Here is a 17,214-nt window from a genome sequence, read left to right as displayed (position 1 = left end):
TAATTTTTTGGATAAAGGTTAAAAGAATATAAACTGCAAAATTTTTAATAAAAAGAAAACTCAGGAGAAATAAATCCTGAGTTTTTTATTTTTAAGAGAGAAAATGCTAAAAATCGACCGTCATAAATGGCTCTAAAATCGATTTTCTATCTTTTTTCGATAATGTATATCAAACTTGAAAATTCGTTCGAAAATAATGCTTTTACGTTCGAAATCGTTCCGTAGACCACAGCTTTTGCCCAAAATAGGGGTGATTTTTTGTATTTTTCGCTCAACATGGAGATGTAGTAGGAATCTAGTACCAAAGGTTTGATCTTTCTCATTTTCCAGTCTGGATTTTTGGAAATCAGATTTTCCATACCGTTTTTTGAAAAATGATAAATATGTCTTGGGACATCATAGGCTGCCCAATATTCTTTATAGTGTATGGCATCATAAGAAGTAAGGTTGGGAACAGCGATAACAAGAATTCCTTTTTCTTTTAATTTGCTGTGAAAAATAGAAAGCATTTCATCCTGGTTTTCGATATGTTCAAATACATGCCAGAGTGTAATAGCATCTAAGCTTTTATCTTCAATTTTATGAATGTCGTCTAAAATTGTAGCTTTTGTTATTTTACTGAGTGCTGCTTTTCTTGCATCGGAGTCTGGTTCAAAACCAAAAACTTCAAAATCATTTTCTATGTATTTTACAAACTCTCCGGCACCGCATCCATAGTCAAGAACTTTTGATCCTTTTTTTATTCTGTCAATCAGTATATTTTTTTTGTACTGAAGATTGAAAGACTGAAGGAATTTATATAATTTTTCTTTCAGACTTCCGGAATCCTGATGATGAGAAATGTAATCTTCACTTTCATAATATCTGGAAATATTGGATGGGATAGGAGTGGTTTTGAAGACTCCTTTTGTATCTGTCTCTTTAATTTCAAATATTTCCTGTGAAAGAAAATGATCTTTTATTTTCATTGAAGTAAATATCTTTTATATGATAAAAAAATTAAGATATCCAGAGGCTGGTAGAACCTCATAAATACCTTAATTTTTGTTTTATATTTTTTAATGTTTCACGTGAAACATTTCTTTTTTAACGTCCTAAATAGACTAGTAAAACGTTTATATCGGCTGGTGAGACACCGCTTATTCTTCCTGCTTGTGCAATGGTCTTCGGACGTACGTTAGACATCTTCTGTTTTGCTTCTGCAGAAAGGCTGCTTAGCTTCGTATAATCAAAGTCTTCCGGAATTTTAATGTTTTCCAGACGGTTCAGCTTCGCTACATTTTCTTTTTCTTTCTCAATATATCCTTTATACTTTATATTAATCTCTGCCTGTTCTCTTACTTCGTCACTGTATTGAGAAGAAACTTCTTTAATAGAATCAATTTCATCCAACTTTTCTAAAGTTATATTAGGTCTGGTAAGAAACTGTGCTGCTCGGTATGCCTGATCTACAGGGTTACTCTCAATAGATTCAAGAATAGGGTTGATAACGCCAGGTTTTAAAGAAGTTTCGCGAAGAAACTCTTCAAGTGACTGACTTTCAGTTATTTTAGCTTCTACGCGTCTTAATCTGTCTTCTTTTGCAAGTCCTAACTGGTATGCTTTTTCAGTCAATCTGATATCTGCATTATCCTGTCTTAAAAGAAGTCTGTATTCTGCACGGGAAGTAAACATTCTATAAGGTTCTTCCGTTCCTTTGGTAATTAGATCGTCAATCAATACTCCAATATAAGCTTCATCTCTGTTTAAGATAAAATCTCCTTTTTCGTGAACTTTATTGTGTGCATTTATACCGGCAATTAATCCTTGTCCTGCTGCTTCTTCATATCCGGTTGTTCCATTGATCTGTCCTGCAAAATATAAATTATCAATTAATTTTGTTTCCAGAGTATGCTTCAGCTGGGTAGGAGGGAAGTAGTCATATTCAATAGCGTAACCTGGACGGAAAACTTTTACATTTTCAAATCCTGGAATATGTTTCATGGCTTTGATCTGTACATCTTCCGGAAGAGAAGAGCTGAATCCGTTTACATAGATTTCTACAGTTTTCCATCCTTCCGGTTCTACGAAAAGCTGATGTCTGTTTCTTTCTGCAAAACGATTGATTTTATCTTCAATACTTGGACAGTATCTTGGACCTAAACTTTGAATCGTTCCATTGAACATTGGGCTTCTGTCAAAACCTTCTCTTAAAATATCGTGTACGGTTTCGTTAGTATATACGATATGACAGCTTAATTGTTTTGTTAATTTCGGAGTATCAAGGTAGCTGAATTTTTGAGGATTTTGATCTCCTTTCTGTTCTTCCATTTTTGAGTAATCCAAACTTCTTCCGTCTACTCTTGGTGGAGTACCGGTTTTCATTCTTCCTGCTTCAAAACCTAAAGTGACCAATTGTTCTGTAATTCCAAATGCTCTTGGTTCACCCATTCTTCCTCCTCCTAATTGTTTGTCTCCAACGTGAATTAATCCGTTAAGAAAAGTTCCGTTAGTAAGAACTACAGATTTTGCTCTGATCTCAATTCCTAAAGAAGTAACAACTCCTGCTACTTTATTATTTTCAACAATCAGTTGTTTCACCATATCCTGAAAGAAATCAAGATTGGGAGTATTCTCTAATGCTAAGCGCCATTCTTCGGCAAAAAGCATTCTGTCATTTTGGGTTCTCGGAGACCACATCGCAGGACCTTTTGAAAGATTCAGCATCTTGAATTGAATAGCAGATTTGTCTGCTACAATTCCGGAATATCCTCCCATTGCATCAATCTCTCTTACGATCTGTCCTTTTGCGATTCCGCCCATTGCCGGGTTGCAACTCATCTGTCCGATGGTCTGCATATTCATTGTAACAAGTAGTGTTTTTGAACCGAGGTTGGCTGCTGCTGCTGCTGCTTCACAACCTGCGTGTCCGGCACCTACTACTATCACATCATATATTTCTGAAATCATTTTTATCTCGCTTGTTTTAAGCTTTAAACCTTATCTTTATAATCAATGTTTCACGTGAAACATTTTTGGAGAATGCACTCTAGGTAAATGTATATTGTTGCTAGAATAGAGTACTTTAGATATGGGACTTTAAGTGATTGTTCAAATTTAAAACTTTAAATCCCTGTATTTATCAAGGTACAGATCTTCCATTCTCCGCATCTCTTTTTCTTCCTCTTCCGTCTTGTCTTTATAGCCTGCCAGATGTAAAATTCCGTGGGCTAAAACCCTTCTTAATTCTTCTTCATAATCTCGGGAAAGGGTAGAGGCGTTATCAGAAATGCGCTGCAAAGATACGAAAATCTCAGCGCTTATTGTCTTGCCTTTTACATAATCAAAAGTGATGATATCTGTATAATAATCATGCTGCAAATAATCCTGATTGATCTTAAGAAGATATTCATCATCACAGAAAATGTAATTGATTTCTCCCAGTTTTTTTCCTTCTGAAAGAATAAGATCTTCCAGCCATTTTTTGTAATCTGTACTTACCGACTCTGGTAAGTTTTCATAAAAGAATTGTATCATTTTTTTAAAACCAGTGTCCTAAAATAACACTGAATATCCCTTTTTGGTTATTTTTAAGTGAGTGGCTGAAGTTTACTTTGATCTGCCCGAAAGGTGATTTGTAACCAGCCGTTATTCCCAGTGAGCTATAATTTACTTTAACAGCATCTTCAAACTTGATATCGTTTGATAAGTTTGCAAAGGTAAAGTTTCCACTGATAAAATAGTTTTTATTAAATTTAAACTGGATATCGTTAGATGCCAGTATTACATTATTTGTATAAAGCTGGGCGAAATAAAATCCTCCAAAGCTTTTAAAATTCATGAGATTCTGTTCAAATATTCCGCCTAATCTGAATTGGTAATAAGCAGGAAGATTTTCACCGATAGTAACCCCTCCAAATAGATTCAAACGATAACTGAATTGCTTGCTAAGTGGAATGTTGAGTCTAAGGTCTGCTTTAATCTGAATAATTCTTTTGTCAACTTCAGATTTTAAAAGATCAACTACCTTTCCTTCAGCTGCAAAATAAACCCCTTTTGAAGGGAATTCCTTATCATCCTGGGTATCGGTTTTTATGAAGATATAAGGGTTTAAAAAACGGCTGTAACGTCTGTTGTCTCCATTGCTGTTTTCTGCTTTAAAATAGTCATGACTGATACCACCACCAATGGCAAACTTATCCTTCCATACAGATTGTATATAAGCTTCATTTCTGATCCATTCCCAGCGGTCTACTACATAGTTATCTACATTCTTTATATCAAAGCTCATTCCTGATGAATAGAGACCAAATCCTGGAATATATCCGTTATCAATAAAATAGTTCAGGTAATATCTCATACGATCTCCTACAACAACATCCAGTGAGAGGTTTGAATTTTTAAATAAAAGCCTCTTTGCTGAATAGTTCAAAAGAAGTCCGGTCTTGAAGACTTCATCATAATGGAGTCCAAATTTTAAAAAATGACGGGTATCATCTTCTGTCACATAGAGCTTCAGGTAATTGGCGTCATTTTCCTGGACGATATCATAATTGATAAATTTGTAGTTGTTGGTAGCAACCAATTTATCAATCATTTTATTAATACTTCCATAAGTTTGTAAAGAGGGAAGACGAAGTCCCATTTTCCCCAGCGTGTAGTTTTTGCCATAGATTTTACTTCCTTCAATAGAAATGCTGTCTATTTTGTATACATTGGAATAAATAGGGTTTATACGCTGTCTGAGACGGTCAAACGGACGCTTGGGCAGCTGGTCTAATACCTGAGAATATTTTAATCCTTCTACATATCCACTATCAAGAATTTTCTTTTTATCATCATAGCTGGTGGCAGACATTCCTTTCAGATTGGGCTTGATATTGATGTCTGTATATTTATATTGTCTTCGGGTATCTTTTTTTATTCCGAAATCAATGACCTGGTTCAGAATGGCTATAATATTGTTTAAATCTTCTCTTTTTGAGAGATCCTGATTAAGGTCCACCCCAATTACGATATCGATTCCTTTATCCTTTAAAGGCTTTGAAGGATAGTTTACCGTCATTGCTCCGTCAATATAAATACTGTCACCAATTTTTACCGGATCCATTAAAGAAGGAAATGCAGAACTTGCCATGATAGACTGTACCAGATCTCCTTTTTCAAATATCTGCATATTGCCGCTTTCAAGATTGGTTGCAACACACATGAATGGAATAGGCATTTTGGAAAAGTCCTCGATATTGGAAACGTTCTTAAAGAGTTCTTTCAGAAGATAAACATTTCTTTGTCCGGTACTGATAGAAGAGGGAAGTGTAATTTTTCCGTTTTTGAGCGGAATGGATAAAAGGTATTTGTCTACAGACTTATTAAAAAAGCTGGCTTCCTGTCGTGATTTGGGATCCATGATTAAAGAATAGAAATCTGTATCCATGACAATTTTTTCTATTTCTTTCCCGGAATAGCCGGCGGCATATAATCCTCCCACTATAGCTCCCATACTTGTTCCGGAGATATAGTCCACCTTCACTCCCAATGAATCTAATACTTTAAGAACTCCGACATGTGAAAAACCCTTGGCACCACCACCGGCGAGTGACAGCCCTATCTTTGGATTTTTCGGAATCACCAAATCTTTTTTTACCTGAGAATGGATCAATAACAGTGGGAATATGAAAAGCAGAATCAGGAGTTTTTTCATAATTAATCTTTTATATAAATCCGTTTCACCCGGGGCGAAATGGAGGTTAATACTTCATAGGTTATCGTTTTGCAGTAGCCTGCGAATTCTTTTAAACTTGGTTTGGCATTGAAAACAGTTACTGTATCACCTTCTTTTACATTGGGAATATGGTCTACATTAATCATCATCATATCCATACAGATATTTCCGACAATTGGTGCCAGCGTTTTATTAACACCTACATTTCCTACCTGATTTCCAATCAGCCTTGGTATTCCATCAGCATATCCTACCGGAATTGTTGCTATTCTTGTAGGATGATCCGCTTTATATCTTCTGCTGTAACCTACAGATTCACCGTTTTCAACAGTTGATATCTGTGAAATTACGGTTTTAAAACTTACAACAGACTGTAGTTGCTTCTGAATTTCAGGATCTGCAGATTCTCCCAGCATTCCGATACCAATTCTTACCATATCATGCTGATGATCTTTATAGCTTGTAATACCTGCTGAGTTCAGAATATGACGGATAGGAGCATAACCTAACTTTTCAGTAAGATAGCTGGAATTTTTATCGAAAACCTCCAGCTGTTTCAAGGTAAATTCTTTTTCTTCAGGCATATCAGAAGATGATAAATGGCTGAACATACTTTGTACCTTTACGTTTTTCTTGCTTAAAGTTTCGCTTAACTGATCCAACTCAAAATCTTTAAAACCAAGACGGTGCATTCCGGTTTCGAGTTTGATATGGATAGGATATTTCTTGTCGTATCCGGATTTCTGAACTGCTTCGTAAAATAATTCCAGTACTCTGAAACTGTAAATTTCAGGTTCCAGATTATATTCTATGATTGTCTGATAGCTGTGCTGTTCCGGATTCATCACAATAATAGGAGTGGTGATCCCTTTTTTACGAAGTTCAACTCCTTCATCGGCATACGCTACACCAAGATAATCGATATGGTGATGCTGCAGAAACTCTGATACTTCATAACTTCCCAGACCGTAGGCATTGGCTTTTACCATTGCCATCATTTTAGTTCCCGGTTTCAGCAGTGATTTATGATAATTAATATTATGAAGTATAGCATTAAGGTTTACTTCCAATACAGTATCATGCTTTCTGAGTTCGAGAATATCTTTAAGTTTTTCGATCTCAAATTTTCTGGCTCCTTTCAGCAGAATAATCTGATTTTCTAATTCAGTAAGATGTTTACTTTCAATGAGCTCTTTAGTATCAATGAAAGTATATGTTTTAGTTTTAAATAATTCACTGAACTTTGAAATTTCATCACCAATTAAGAAGACCGAATCAAAATGCTGTTCATTCACCAGTTCAGAAACTTCTTCATATAATTCTTTTGCGTTGGAATTCACTCCTACAATATCAGTTAAGACCAGTGATTTTTTAGATTTATTATATTCATTCAAAAACTGAAGGGCGGTCTTTAAAGAATCGAGGTCAAGATTAAAAGAATCGTTGATGACAATATTGCCTTTAATTCCTTCTATTGCTTCAAGCCTCATTTCAACGGCTTTTAAAAGGTTGATTTTTTCGACGATCTTTTTATTTTCGATATTCAGTTTCTTAAGGACTGTGATAAGCGCCAGAGCATTGGTTAATGTCGCTTCGTCTCTCTGATGAGCAGGAAAACTGATTTCTTCTCCAAAATAGTCAACAATAATGTTTTCATCTTTGGAAATATTGTTTTTGATGAAAACCTGATTCTCTTTTTTAAAACCGTAAGAAATTAATTTTTTATCAGAATAGGATTTTTTAATTTTTTGATCAACCAAAGAATTATCACCATTATAAATAACAACTTCAGAATTTTTAAAAAGTCTGATTTTTTCATCAATCAATTCTTCTTCGGAAGAAAAGTTAGCAGCATGGGCCGTTCCGATGTGGGTAAGCAATCCGATTTGAGGATGGAAAATATTTTCAAGCTTTTCCATTTCATGGGGTTTTGAAATTCCCACTTCAAAAATTCCCAGCTGATGTGAGCTGTTGATCTGAAGAAGAGACAACGGAAGACCAATCTGAGAATTAAAGCTTTTTGGACTTTTTACAGTTGGAAATTCATTCCATAAACATTGATACAACCATTCTTTTAAAATAGTTTTGCCATTACTTCCCGTAATTCCGATGGATTGTAGGTGAGAATTTTCGAAATGATATCGGGCTAATTTTTGAAGAAACTCTATGGAATTTTCAACAATGATCCAGGTTATATTTTCAAACTCCAGATGCTGATGTTCAGAAATAATGATATTGATACCTCTGTCTATAGCAGATTCAATAAATTTTTCCCCGGAATTTTTAGGGGTATTGATCGCGATAAACGCTGTATTTTTGGTAGAATAAATAATCCTGCTGTCGTAGGCTATATTTTTGATCAATAAATTTTTGTCCCCAATGATCTGTGCATTGGTGATCTCTGCAATGTGTTGTACTGTATAATTCATTGGTACCCTTTCTGCTTTATTTTGAGCGAAACTGCAAAAAGGAATAAAGACCATTATATCATCACATTCCCTTTTTAATATTTTACAATAGAGCTTTTTCGCTTCTCATTTTATATTAAGTGAACATATTTATGGTTTGATGCAAACAGCTATTGTATAAGGTAGCTATTTTGCCTTTTACCCATTTATTTTCTTTTTGAAAGCACTTCGTCTATAAAAACACGGCGGCTTACAGCCTCATAACTTTCAGTTTCTCCCAATTCTACCAGGTCATTTCCCTGGGAAGTTCTCATGGAATAATTGGCAAGATTACCTGTTCTTTTGCAAATAGCATGCACTTTTGTAACGTACTCTGCAGTTGCCATCAAATTAGGCATTGGTCCGAACGGACGACCTAAAAAGTCCATATCAAGACCAGCAATTACCACTCTTATACCGCTATTGGCAAGCTGATTGGCAACATCAACAATGCTTTCATCAAAAAACTGAGCTTCATCAATGGCTACTACATCACAATTGGAAGCCAACAGAAGAATTTCATTAGGATTTTCTACTGCGGTACTGCGGATTTTATTCTGATTATGGGATACTACATCCTCCTCAGAATATCGTATATCCATTTTTGGTTTAAAAATTTCCACATTCTGTCCTGCCATTTCCGCTCTTCGCAATCTGCGGATAAGTTCCTCGGTTTTACCGGAAAACATAGAGCCACAAATCACTTCCATCCAACCACTTTGTTTGGAATGATTAATTGTATTTTCTAAAAACATTTGTTAAATTAGCCGTATATTTTTAACATCAAAAGTAAGCAATTTTAATAAGAATCTTATTATGCAGAATATCCAAGATTTAAAGGAAAAGATTTTTTTTGAATCCATGAATATCATTGATAATCTGGACAAAATAGGTAATATAGACGAATTACTTTCTAAGCAAGATCTTGTAGATGAGCTTGCTAACAGGATTTCTTTTTTGAAATTGCTGGAAAAAAATATTGAATACTTTATAGCCGAAAATCCGGGGCAGAATCCGGATAATCAGTATATCTCTTTTGCTTCAGGAGAGACAGAACATCATGATACCGGTAATGAAGTGACGGAAGAGGAAGCTATTTTCAATAATGAACTGAATGAAATTGATGAAAATGAAGTTTTTTCTGACGGATTAGAAGAAGAAGCTACTTTCAATAATCAGCTGAACGAAATTGTTGAAAACGAATTCCATGAAAATATTGTACATTTTGTGGAAGAGAACAACCCTGAAAGAGAGCCTGAAAATAATCAGGAACAAACTTCTGATCATGAAGCGCTGGAAGAAGAAGCGGTTTTCAATAACCAGCTGAACGAAATTGATGAAAATGAAATTTCAGAAGAACAGAGAGCTGTTCTTAGCTTTGTAGACGAAGACAAAATTCTTGCAGATTCCACGCCTGATTCAGATGAAGATCTTAATGAAGATTTGTTTCATAACGAGGTAACGGAAGAAGAAGCGGTTTTCAATAATCAGCTTAATGAAATAGAAGATGAAGAGGAAGAAATCTCAGAACAGGAATCAAAAAAAGAAACTGATTTCGCTGTAGTAAATGAGGCTAAACCTTCAGTCACAGAAACTATTCCAAGTATTTTTGATAGTGAAACACTGGAAGATGAAATACTGATCGAAGAAAGCGGAGAGCAGTTTGTGGCTTCCAACGTTTCGATAGAACAGGGAGAAATGGCAACAGAAACTTCCAATGTGGAAAATATTCTGAGTGAGATAAAAAATGACCATTCAGTGGAAGAAATCAAAGAAGAAAGCATCCTTGCTGAAGTCTATGACCGAAGAAAGATTGTGGAAATTGATAAACCTGTTCCCGAAGAAACAGACCAACATCCTTCTGATGAGAGCTTCGAAAATTTAGAAGAATACCATCGGGAGAAAAAAATAAAACTCGCCAATATCAAAGGAATGAAAGCAGTTCAGTCACTTTTTGATGATGATCACCTGGAACTTCCTAAGGAAGAAAAAACGATTCCGGTTGTAAAAGAAGATACGGGAAGCATTCTGAAATCCAATATTCCAACGCATTTCATGGAAGCAGACAAGCTGAAGCCTGAATTTAAGCTGGATCTGAATGACAGACTTGCCTTTACGAAGATGCTTTTTGAAGGAAGCCAGACGGATCTGAATGACACAGTATATCAGCTGAATCAATTCAAAACACTGGAAGAAGCCAAAGAATATCTTAGTGATCTGTATTACGAAAGAAAATGGAATAAGGTGGATGAATATGCACAGAGACTTTGGATATTGGTAGAAAATAAATTCTTATAATTTTGAGCGGAATCCTATATTTTGTTCCCACACCTGTTGGGAATCTTGAAGATATGACATTCAGGGCAGTCAATGTTCTGAAAGAAGTAGATTATATTTTATGTGAAGATACCAGAACTTCCGGTATACTTTTAAAACATTTTGAAATCTCCAAGCCTTTAAAATCTTATCATTTACATAATGAGCATCAGGCAACGGAGAAAGTGATTGCAGATCTTAAAAACGGCCAGAATATCGCTATTATTACCGATGCAGGAACGCCAGGTATTTCAGATCCTGGATATTTACTGGCAAAAGCAGGTGCAGACAACCATATTGATATGATCTGCCTTCCGGGGGCAACAGCTCTGATTCCGGCATTAGTGGTTTCAGGACTTCCTAATAACGAATTTTTGTTTGCAGGTTTTTTACCTCAGAAAAAAGGAAGACAAACAAAACTGAAGCAGCTTGCTGAAGAAAAAAAGACCATCGTACTTTACGAAAGTCCCCATAAAATCAATACGACTCTTGAACAGATCAAGGAATTCTTCGGGGAAGAAACCAAAGCAAGTTTAAGCCGTGAGATTTCTAAGAAATTTGAAGAAACTAAACGGGGGACAATCAATGAATTAATTGAATTTTCCAAGAGTAAAACTTTAAAAGGGGAGATCGTTCTTATTGTCAATAATTCTATTTAATTTTCCTTGAAAAAACTAGTTTTTGTATTATGTTCTGTAGTCTGTACAGCACAGACTAATCAGTATATGAAAGTGATCCTGTCTAAAAAGACGGAAAAAGAGGTCAGTTCCTATTCGGAAGGATATGGAACATTCTATGATACCGGTTATAAGAAACAGGGAATTGTAGACTCTTTGGGAACGATTACATTTGAGTCTCCTTACAAAGGAGGTATTTTACATGTTTTTAAAAACCGGTTTATTCTGTATTCTGATGAAGGGAACAGCAGAAAATCGGCTATTATTGATGAAAAAGGGAATGAACTTATCCCTTTGAATGATCAGGAGTTTAATACACCTTGGTGGAGTGAAGATTGTATCATTTCATCAAAAAAAAATGGAGAAGCCGTCTATGATTTTAATGGAAAGGAAATCATTCCTTATTCTGAAAAGATCCGTTTTTCAGGGAAGAACAGACTTTTGGTTTCAAAAGATAAAAAATGGCTGCTGTATGACTTTAAAGGAAAACAGCTCAGCACCCGTGAATTTAAAGAAGATTATAGTTTTGAAGAGGGCAGAGCACTGATCATTAATGAAGACAATGAAAACGAAATCATTGGAACTAATGGACAGACTCTGCATAAATTTTCTAAACAGATCGTCAATATCAATGCTTATCCTTATCTGATTAGTCAAAATAAAGCTACAGGAAAATATGGTTTGATTGATACTGATGGAAATACAATTGCCGAAGAAATATATAATGATATCACCCCGGAATATTTTGGGAAAAAGGAATATATCTATCTTACAAAAAATGGTAAAACCACTGTTTTCAATAAGAAAGACCAAAAACTGTATGCACAGACTTTTAAGTATTTAAATCCTTTATTGAGCAATTATTTCAGTGTTTATAATGATAAGATCAGGAAATCCGGCATTATAGATCTGGAAGGAAATATTATTCTTCCTCAGGAATATGATTTTATCAGAAGTTTTACCATTTCCGGAAAAGAATTTATCTACCTTAAAAAAGGAAATGAAGAGAAATTTCTCGATAAAGATCTTAAGAATATTGTAGGAGATGGCGTTCAGATTTTTGGTTTTTATCCTGATAATCTTATCATTGGAAAGGAAGAAAAGTATTACAAATTTTCTGTGACAGGGCAATCTTTGACGGAATTGAAAAATATCAGCCAGATAAAAAATGAGGATTTTGAATATTTTAATCCTCTTAATCAGTATTCAAAACCTTTGGTTTGCAGAAATACAGGGAATTTTTATGGTATTCTAGATGGAAAAGGAACAGAAATTGTCCCTTTTGTTTACGAAGATATTATAACATTTGGAAACGCTGAAAATGAAATTGTGGTTAAAAAAGAAGGAAAATTCGGGGTTTCAAACTTTCAGAATGAGCCTCTGAAAGAAATTATTTACGATAAATATTTCTGGCAGAAAGAGGTATTGAGATTGGATAAAAGTAAAAAAACTGACTTTATTTATTTCACCAGATTTAAAAATAATTCCGTTCAGCTTTAAAGAAAATCCAAATAATCATCAAAAAAATCCAGTATTTTAACAATTTAAATGGGTTGAATAACATTTTATAATATCTTTGCAAACCGTTTAATTCCAGAAAGGAATTGTAGAAACATGAAGAGGCAGCTGTCACAAGCTGAACGAGTTATAAAAGAAAATAATTGTCAATAGATATGAAAATATTAGAAGGAAAAGTAGCACTAATTACCGGAGCTACAAGAGGAATCGGTAAAGGTATCGCTGAAATGTTTGCTCAGCAAGGGGCAAAAGTAGCATTTACCTACGCAGGCTCTGTAGACAAAGCAAAAGAATTAGAAGCAGCTTTAAGTTCTGTAACCCAAATTAAGGGATATCAGTCTGACGCATCAGATTATGATGCTGCTCAGCAACTGGTGGAAGAAGTAATGGCAGAGTTTGGGCAGATTGATATTTTGGTAAACAATGCAGGGATTACAAAAGATAACCTGTTATTGAGAATGTCCAAAGATGATTGGGATAAAGTAATCAAAGTAAACTTAGATTCAGTTTTCAACCTTACAAAAGCGGTAATTAAGCCGATGATGAAGGCCAGATCAGGATCTATCATCAATATGACTTCTGTAGTAGGGGTAAAAGGAAATGCCGGACAAGCCAACTATGCAGCTTCTAAAGCTGGGGTAATCGGGTTTACAAAATCTGTGGCACTGGAATTAGGATCAAGAAATATCAGATGTAATGCTATTGCTCCCGGATTTATTGAAACGGAAATGACTGCTGTTCTGGATGAAAAAACAGTTCAGGGATGGAGAGAGGAAATTCCGATGAAGAGAGGAGGACAGCCTGCAGATATCGCAAATGCATGTGTATTCTTAGGCAGCGAAATGTCAGCATACATTACCGGACAGACATTAAATGTTGACGGTGGAATGTTAACTTAGAAAATGAAAAAAGCACAGAATATAGTAGTATTCTTGTCGGTTTTAATAGGCGTCGGTCTGGCATACATTAGTTTTTTTAATGTATATCAGACCGATGATTATTTCTGGTCCTATACTACCAGAAAAGTAGGGCTGCTAAAAAGCTTTATAAATACCTATACACAATGGGGCGGAAGATATTTCGGGTATTCTATCAATATGTTTAATCCTGTCTTTTTCGACCCTAATAATATTCTTCCGAAAATATATCCTGTTTTTTTAATGCTGTCCTTTATTGGAGTTTCAGCATTAAACTTTAAAGAATATTTCGGCTATTCTTTGAAAGAGTCTGTTAAGAAAGGATTCCTTTTGTTTTTCTTTTATACAATACTTCTGGTAAGTCTTCCGGAGCACTATTTCTGGATTACGGGATCCAATGTATATTTCGTTCCTGTTATCTTATCAGGGATTTTACTCTATTTTCTTAAAAAAAGAGAAGATACGGGAAGGAAAATATGGCTTTACCCTTCAGCTTTTCTTATCATCATTCTGATGGGTTCCAATGAAATTCTGGCATTAATTCTTGAAGGACTTTTGCTAGTCTCCTATTATCAGAAACGCAATAGAGAAAATTTGTTTTTGGTGCTGCTAGGAACTTTATTTTTACTTGTATGTTTTCTTGCCCCGGGAAATTTCAACAGAATGGGAGAGGAGGAAAAAGGAATGGTAATATGGCTGAAAAGAATTGCTCTTTTTGGTGCTGATACCCTGTATGTAGGATTGAAAGTGATTATGGTACTTCCATTATTTATTAAGGTTTTTGAAGAAGAACTTAAAAAAATCTCTACTCAGATAACATTTCAAAAAGCATTTCTATTCTGGTCGGTTTCATTGCTTCCTTTATTATTTACAAGCTATATTCTTACTTCTATTGCAAGACAGTTTGAAAGTATTCTCTTCTATTTTTTAATTACTTTTTCACTGATTATCTTCTTTAGATTTGAAAAAATTAAAAAGGTCTGGTGGATTTCTCTCTGTATTGTGTTTCTTCCTGAGCTTAAAATTTTTCCAGAGAAATATGCTTATTTTAACATTGATTTTAATGGTGAAAATATAGTAATGGAGCTTTTTACCATAGATCTTAAGGAGTACGAAAGAGAGATGAATGAAAGAGTTGATATGATTAAAAATTCTTCACAGGATTCTGTGGTGGTAGATAAGATCAAAGAAGTTCCGAGAATTTTATATATCGATGAAATGGCTTCTGTAAAAGAGCAGGAAACCTATGTAAATGACCAGCTTCAAAAATATTTCAATAAAAAATATATCCGAACAAAAGAATAAATAAAGGCCTTAGAATATTATCTAAAGCCTTTTATCTTATTTCTAGTCCTTAAAAACCTGGTTTTCCTGTTCCTGAACTCTGATAAAAGTAGTTCTCTTGGAAAGCTCTTTAAGCTTTGAAGCACCTACATAGGTACACGTGGATCTTACTCCTCCTAAAATATCCTTTACAGTTTCTGAAACCGGACCTTTATAAGCCACTTTTACAGTTTTCCCTTCAGAAGCACGGTATTCTGCTACACCTCCGGAATGCTTGTCCATTGCCGTTTTAGAACTCATCCCATAGAAAAGACGGTATTTTTTACCGTTTTCTTCAATCATCTCTCCGCCGCTTTCGTCGTGTCCGGCAAACATTCCGCCCAGCATTACGAAATCTGCCCCGCCACCGAAAGCCTTTGCTACATCACCAGGAACTTTACATCCTCCATCTGCAATGATATGACCTCCCAAACCATGAGCAGCATCAGAACATTCAATAATAGCAGAAAGCTGAGGATATCCCACTCCTGTTTTTACTCTGGTTGTACACACTGATCCGGGACCAATACCTACTTTTATGATGTCTGCACCCACTAAAAGAAGTTCTTCCACCATTTCTCCGGTCACCACATTTCCTGCAATAATAATTTTATCCGGGAAATTAGCCCTTGCCTTCTTCACAAATCCAACGAAATGCTCAGAATAGCCATTGGCTACATCTATGCAGAGAAACTCAATTTTTGGATGCTTTTCGAGGATATGTCTTATTTTTTCTTCATCTGCTTTTCCTGTTCCTGTACTTAAAGCAATATACTGATGAATACTTTCAGGCTGGCTTTCCAGAAACAGACTCCATTCATCAGGAGTATAATGCTTGTGAACCGCTGTAATAATTTTTTCCTTTGCCAGCTCAACGGCCATTTCAAAAGTTCCTACCGTATCCATATTGGCTGCAATTACAGGAACTCCTGTCCATTTTTTCTTCGTATGTTTAAAGGTAAATTCTCTTTGTAAATCAACTTCTGAACGGGATTTTAAAGTAGAACGTTTAGGGCGGAACATTACATCCTTGAAACCCAGTTTTATGTCATATTCTATACGCATTTTGTAATTATTTGTCAGAATAAAGGTAGTAAATAATCTTGAACAGAGAGTTTCTATGATGATGGATTTTCCGGTTTATGAAACAAAAAATACGGTTTGAAAAACTTGTTTTCAAACCGTATTTTAATTATTTAAAAGCTTTGCTTTAGCGTAGATTAAATAGAAGACTCTGATATTTCAGAATTATTTTGCCTCTTTTATCCCTTCAAAAGTCATCACTTCTTCTAATGTTTTCATGTATTCATAGGCTGTAAGATCGAACTTTACCGGAACAATAGAAATATATCCGTTGGCCAATGCCGTTTCATCAGCATCTTCAGAATCATCCATATTGTTGAAATATCCTGTTAGCCAGTAATATTTTTTCCCGTGTGGATTGATTCTCTCATCAAAACTTTCTTCCCATTTGGCATTTGCCTGTTTACATACTTTTATCCCTTTTATTTCTTCTTTCGGAAGTTTAGGAATATTCACATTCAGTACAATTCCTTTAGGCATTGGATTTTCCAGGGTTCTTCTTACGATATTCTGAATAAATTCTTTAGCTTGGCTAAAATCAGCTTCCCAGCTGAAATCCAGTAATGAAAATCCAATCGCAGGAATTCCTTCTACACCTGCTTCTACAGCAGCAGACATCGTCCCCGAATAAATTACATTGATAGAAGAATTTGCTCCGTGATTGATTCCGGAAACTACAATGTCAGGTCTTCTCGTTAGAATTTTATCAAGTGCCATTTTTACACAGTCTACCGGAGTTCCGCTGCAGGAAAAATCTGTCTGCGGGCCTTCCAGCGTAACTTCTTCGTAGCTAAGGGTAGAATTAATGGTAATAGCGTGGCCTTTTCCACTTTGAGGAGAGTTGGGGGCTACAACAACTACTTCTCCGATTTCATTCATAAAATTTACAAGATTTCTGATACCAGGAGCTGTAATTCCATCATCATTAGTAACCAGAATAAGTGGTCTTTCCATAAATTATCTTTAATTTTTTTTTATTCAAATAGAGTGAATCTGTTCATTTTCAGAATTGAACAGACCGATTTTCAACACATCAAATGTAGGTAAAAATCAGACGCAATAAAATACCAGATTGGGATTGGCTGTTGTGAAAAGAGAAATAAGATTCTCATACTATGGCTTATAGAATAGAGAATTAAGCATAAATAAGGAAAAGTACAAAGTGCAGAAAATAAAACTGAAATGAAGTAAATTTAATATGAATTTCATTTCAGTTTTAATTTAAATGGTTT

13 protein-coding genes are annotated in these 17,214 nt (G+C 35.0%); 5 read left to right on the top strand and 8 right to left on the bottom strand.

What is annotated here, in order from left to right; all coding sequences use genetic code 11:
• Window positions 1-146: 146 nt before the first annotated feature.
• From JOE44_RS17220 to JOE44_RS17195, 6 genes are all read right to left on the bottom strand, one after another.
• Window positions 147-968, bottom strand: a complete 822-nt coding sequence (locus tag JOE44_RS17220; RefSeq protein WP_209786522.1) for a class I SAM-dependent methyltransferase — start codon at window positions 966-968, stop codon at window positions 147-149.
• Window positions 969-1,086: 118 nt separating this feature from the next.
• The gene (mnmG, locus tag JOE44_RS17215; protein WP_209786521.1) at window positions 1,087-2,949 is read right to left on the bottom strand and encodes a tRNA uridine-5-carboxymethylaminomethyl(34) synthesis enzyme MnmG; all 1,863 of its coding nucleotides are present in this window, start codon (window positions 2,947-2,949) and stop codon (window positions 1,087-1,089) included.
• Window positions 2,950-3,096: 147 nt separating this feature from the next.
• Entirely contained in the window at window positions 3,097-3,516 is a 420-nt protein-coding gene (gene ybeY, locus JOE44_RS17210; RefSeq protein ID WP_034694045.1) for an rRNA maturation RNase YbeY, read from the bottom strand.
• A 4-nt stretch (window positions 3,517-3,520) separates the two neighbouring features.
• Window positions 3,521-5,680: a patatin-like phospholipase family protein gene (locus tag JOE44_RS17205; protein WP_105682924.1), complete on the bottom strand. Its 2,160-nt coding sequence runs from the start codon at window positions 5,678-5,680 to the stop codon at window positions 3,521-3,523.
• 2 nt (window positions 5,681-5,682) lie between these two features.
• Window positions 5,683-8,130, bottom strand: a complete 2,448-nt coding sequence (locus JOE44_RS17200) for a bifunctional UDP-N-acetylmuramoyl-tripeptide:D-alanyl-D-alanine ligase/alanine racemase (protein ID WP_209786520.1) — start codon at window positions 8,128-8,130, stop codon at window positions 5,683-5,685.
• Window positions 8,131-8,315: 185 nt separating this feature from the next.
• A complete protein-coding gene (locus JOE44_RS17195) occupies window positions 8,316-8,903 on the bottom strand; it encodes a thymidine kinase (RefSeq protein ID WP_209786519.1) in 588 nt (195 codons plus the stop codon).
• A 61-nt stretch (window positions 8,904-8,964) separates the two neighbouring features.
• On the opposite strand from JOE44_RS17195, the gene JOE44_RS17190 reads away from it, so the two are divergent.
• The 5 genes from JOE44_RS17190 (at window position 8,965) to JOE44_RS17170 (ending at window position 14,881) form a co-directional block, all read left to right on the top strand.
• The gene (locus JOE44_RS17190; protein WP_209786518.1) at window positions 8,965-10,446 is read left to right on the top strand and encodes a hypothetical protein; all 1,482 of its coding nucleotides are present in this window, start codon (window positions 8,965-8,967) and stop codon (window positions 10,444-10,446) included.
• Window positions 10,447-10,448: 2 nt separating this feature from the next.
• Window positions 10,449-11,123 carry a 16S rRNA (cytidine(1402)-2'-O)-methyltransferase gene (rsmI, locus tag JOE44_RS17185; protein ID WP_209786517.1) on the top strand — a complete coding sequence of 225 codons (675 nt, stop codon included), beginning with the start codon at window positions 10,449-10,451 and terminating at the stop codon, window positions 11,121-11,123.
• 6 nt (window positions 11,124-11,129) lie between these two features.
• Window positions 11,130-12,641, top strand: a complete 1,512-nt coding sequence (locus tag JOE44_RS17180) for a WG repeat-containing protein (RefSeq protein WP_209786516.1) — start codon at window positions 11,130-11,132, stop codon at window positions 12,639-12,641.
• 173 nt (window positions 12,642-12,814) lie between these two features.
• Window positions 12,815-13,558: a 3-oxoacyl-[acyl-carrier-protein] reductase gene (gene fabG, locus JOE44_RS17175; protein WP_209786515.1), complete on the top strand. Its 744-nt coding sequence runs from the start codon at window positions 12,815-12,817 to the stop codon at window positions 13,556-13,558.
• Between the two features lie 3 nt (window positions 13,559-13,561).
• A complete protein-coding gene (locus JOE44_RS17170) occupies window positions 13,562-14,881 on the top strand; it encodes a DUF6056 family protein (RefSeq protein ID WP_209786514.1) in 1,320 nt (439 codons plus the stop codon).
• Between the two features lie 42 nt (window positions 14,882-14,923).
• Here JOE44_RS17170 and JOE44_RS17165 read toward each other — a convergent pair whose 3' ends face one another.
• Both JOE44_RS17165 and surE read right to left on the bottom strand, forming a co-directional pair.
• Window positions 14,924-15,964 carry a GMP reductase gene (locus tag JOE44_RS17165; RefSeq protein WP_209786513.1) on the bottom strand — a complete coding sequence of 347 codons (1,041 nt, stop codon included), beginning with the start codon at window positions 15,962-15,964 and terminating at the stop codon, window positions 14,924-14,926.
• A 183-nt stretch (window positions 15,965-16,147) separates the two neighbouring features.
• Window positions 16,148-16,936, bottom strand: a complete 789-nt coding sequence (gene surE / locus JOE44_RS17160; RefSeq protein ID WP_209786512.1) for a 5'/3'-nucleotidase SurE — start codon at window positions 16,934-16,936, stop codon at window positions 16,148-16,150.
• Window positions 16,937-17,214: the final 278 nt, after the last annotated feature.

The organism is Chryseobacterium sp. PvR013, from assembly GCF_017833095.1.
Taxonomy (GTDB): Bacteria; Bacteroidota; Bacteroidia; order Flavobacteriales; family Weeksellaceae; genus Chryseobacterium; species Chryseobacterium culicis_A.
Note: the sequence above shows the minus strand (reverse complement) of the source record. Positions and strands in the feature narration are given on the sequence as shown.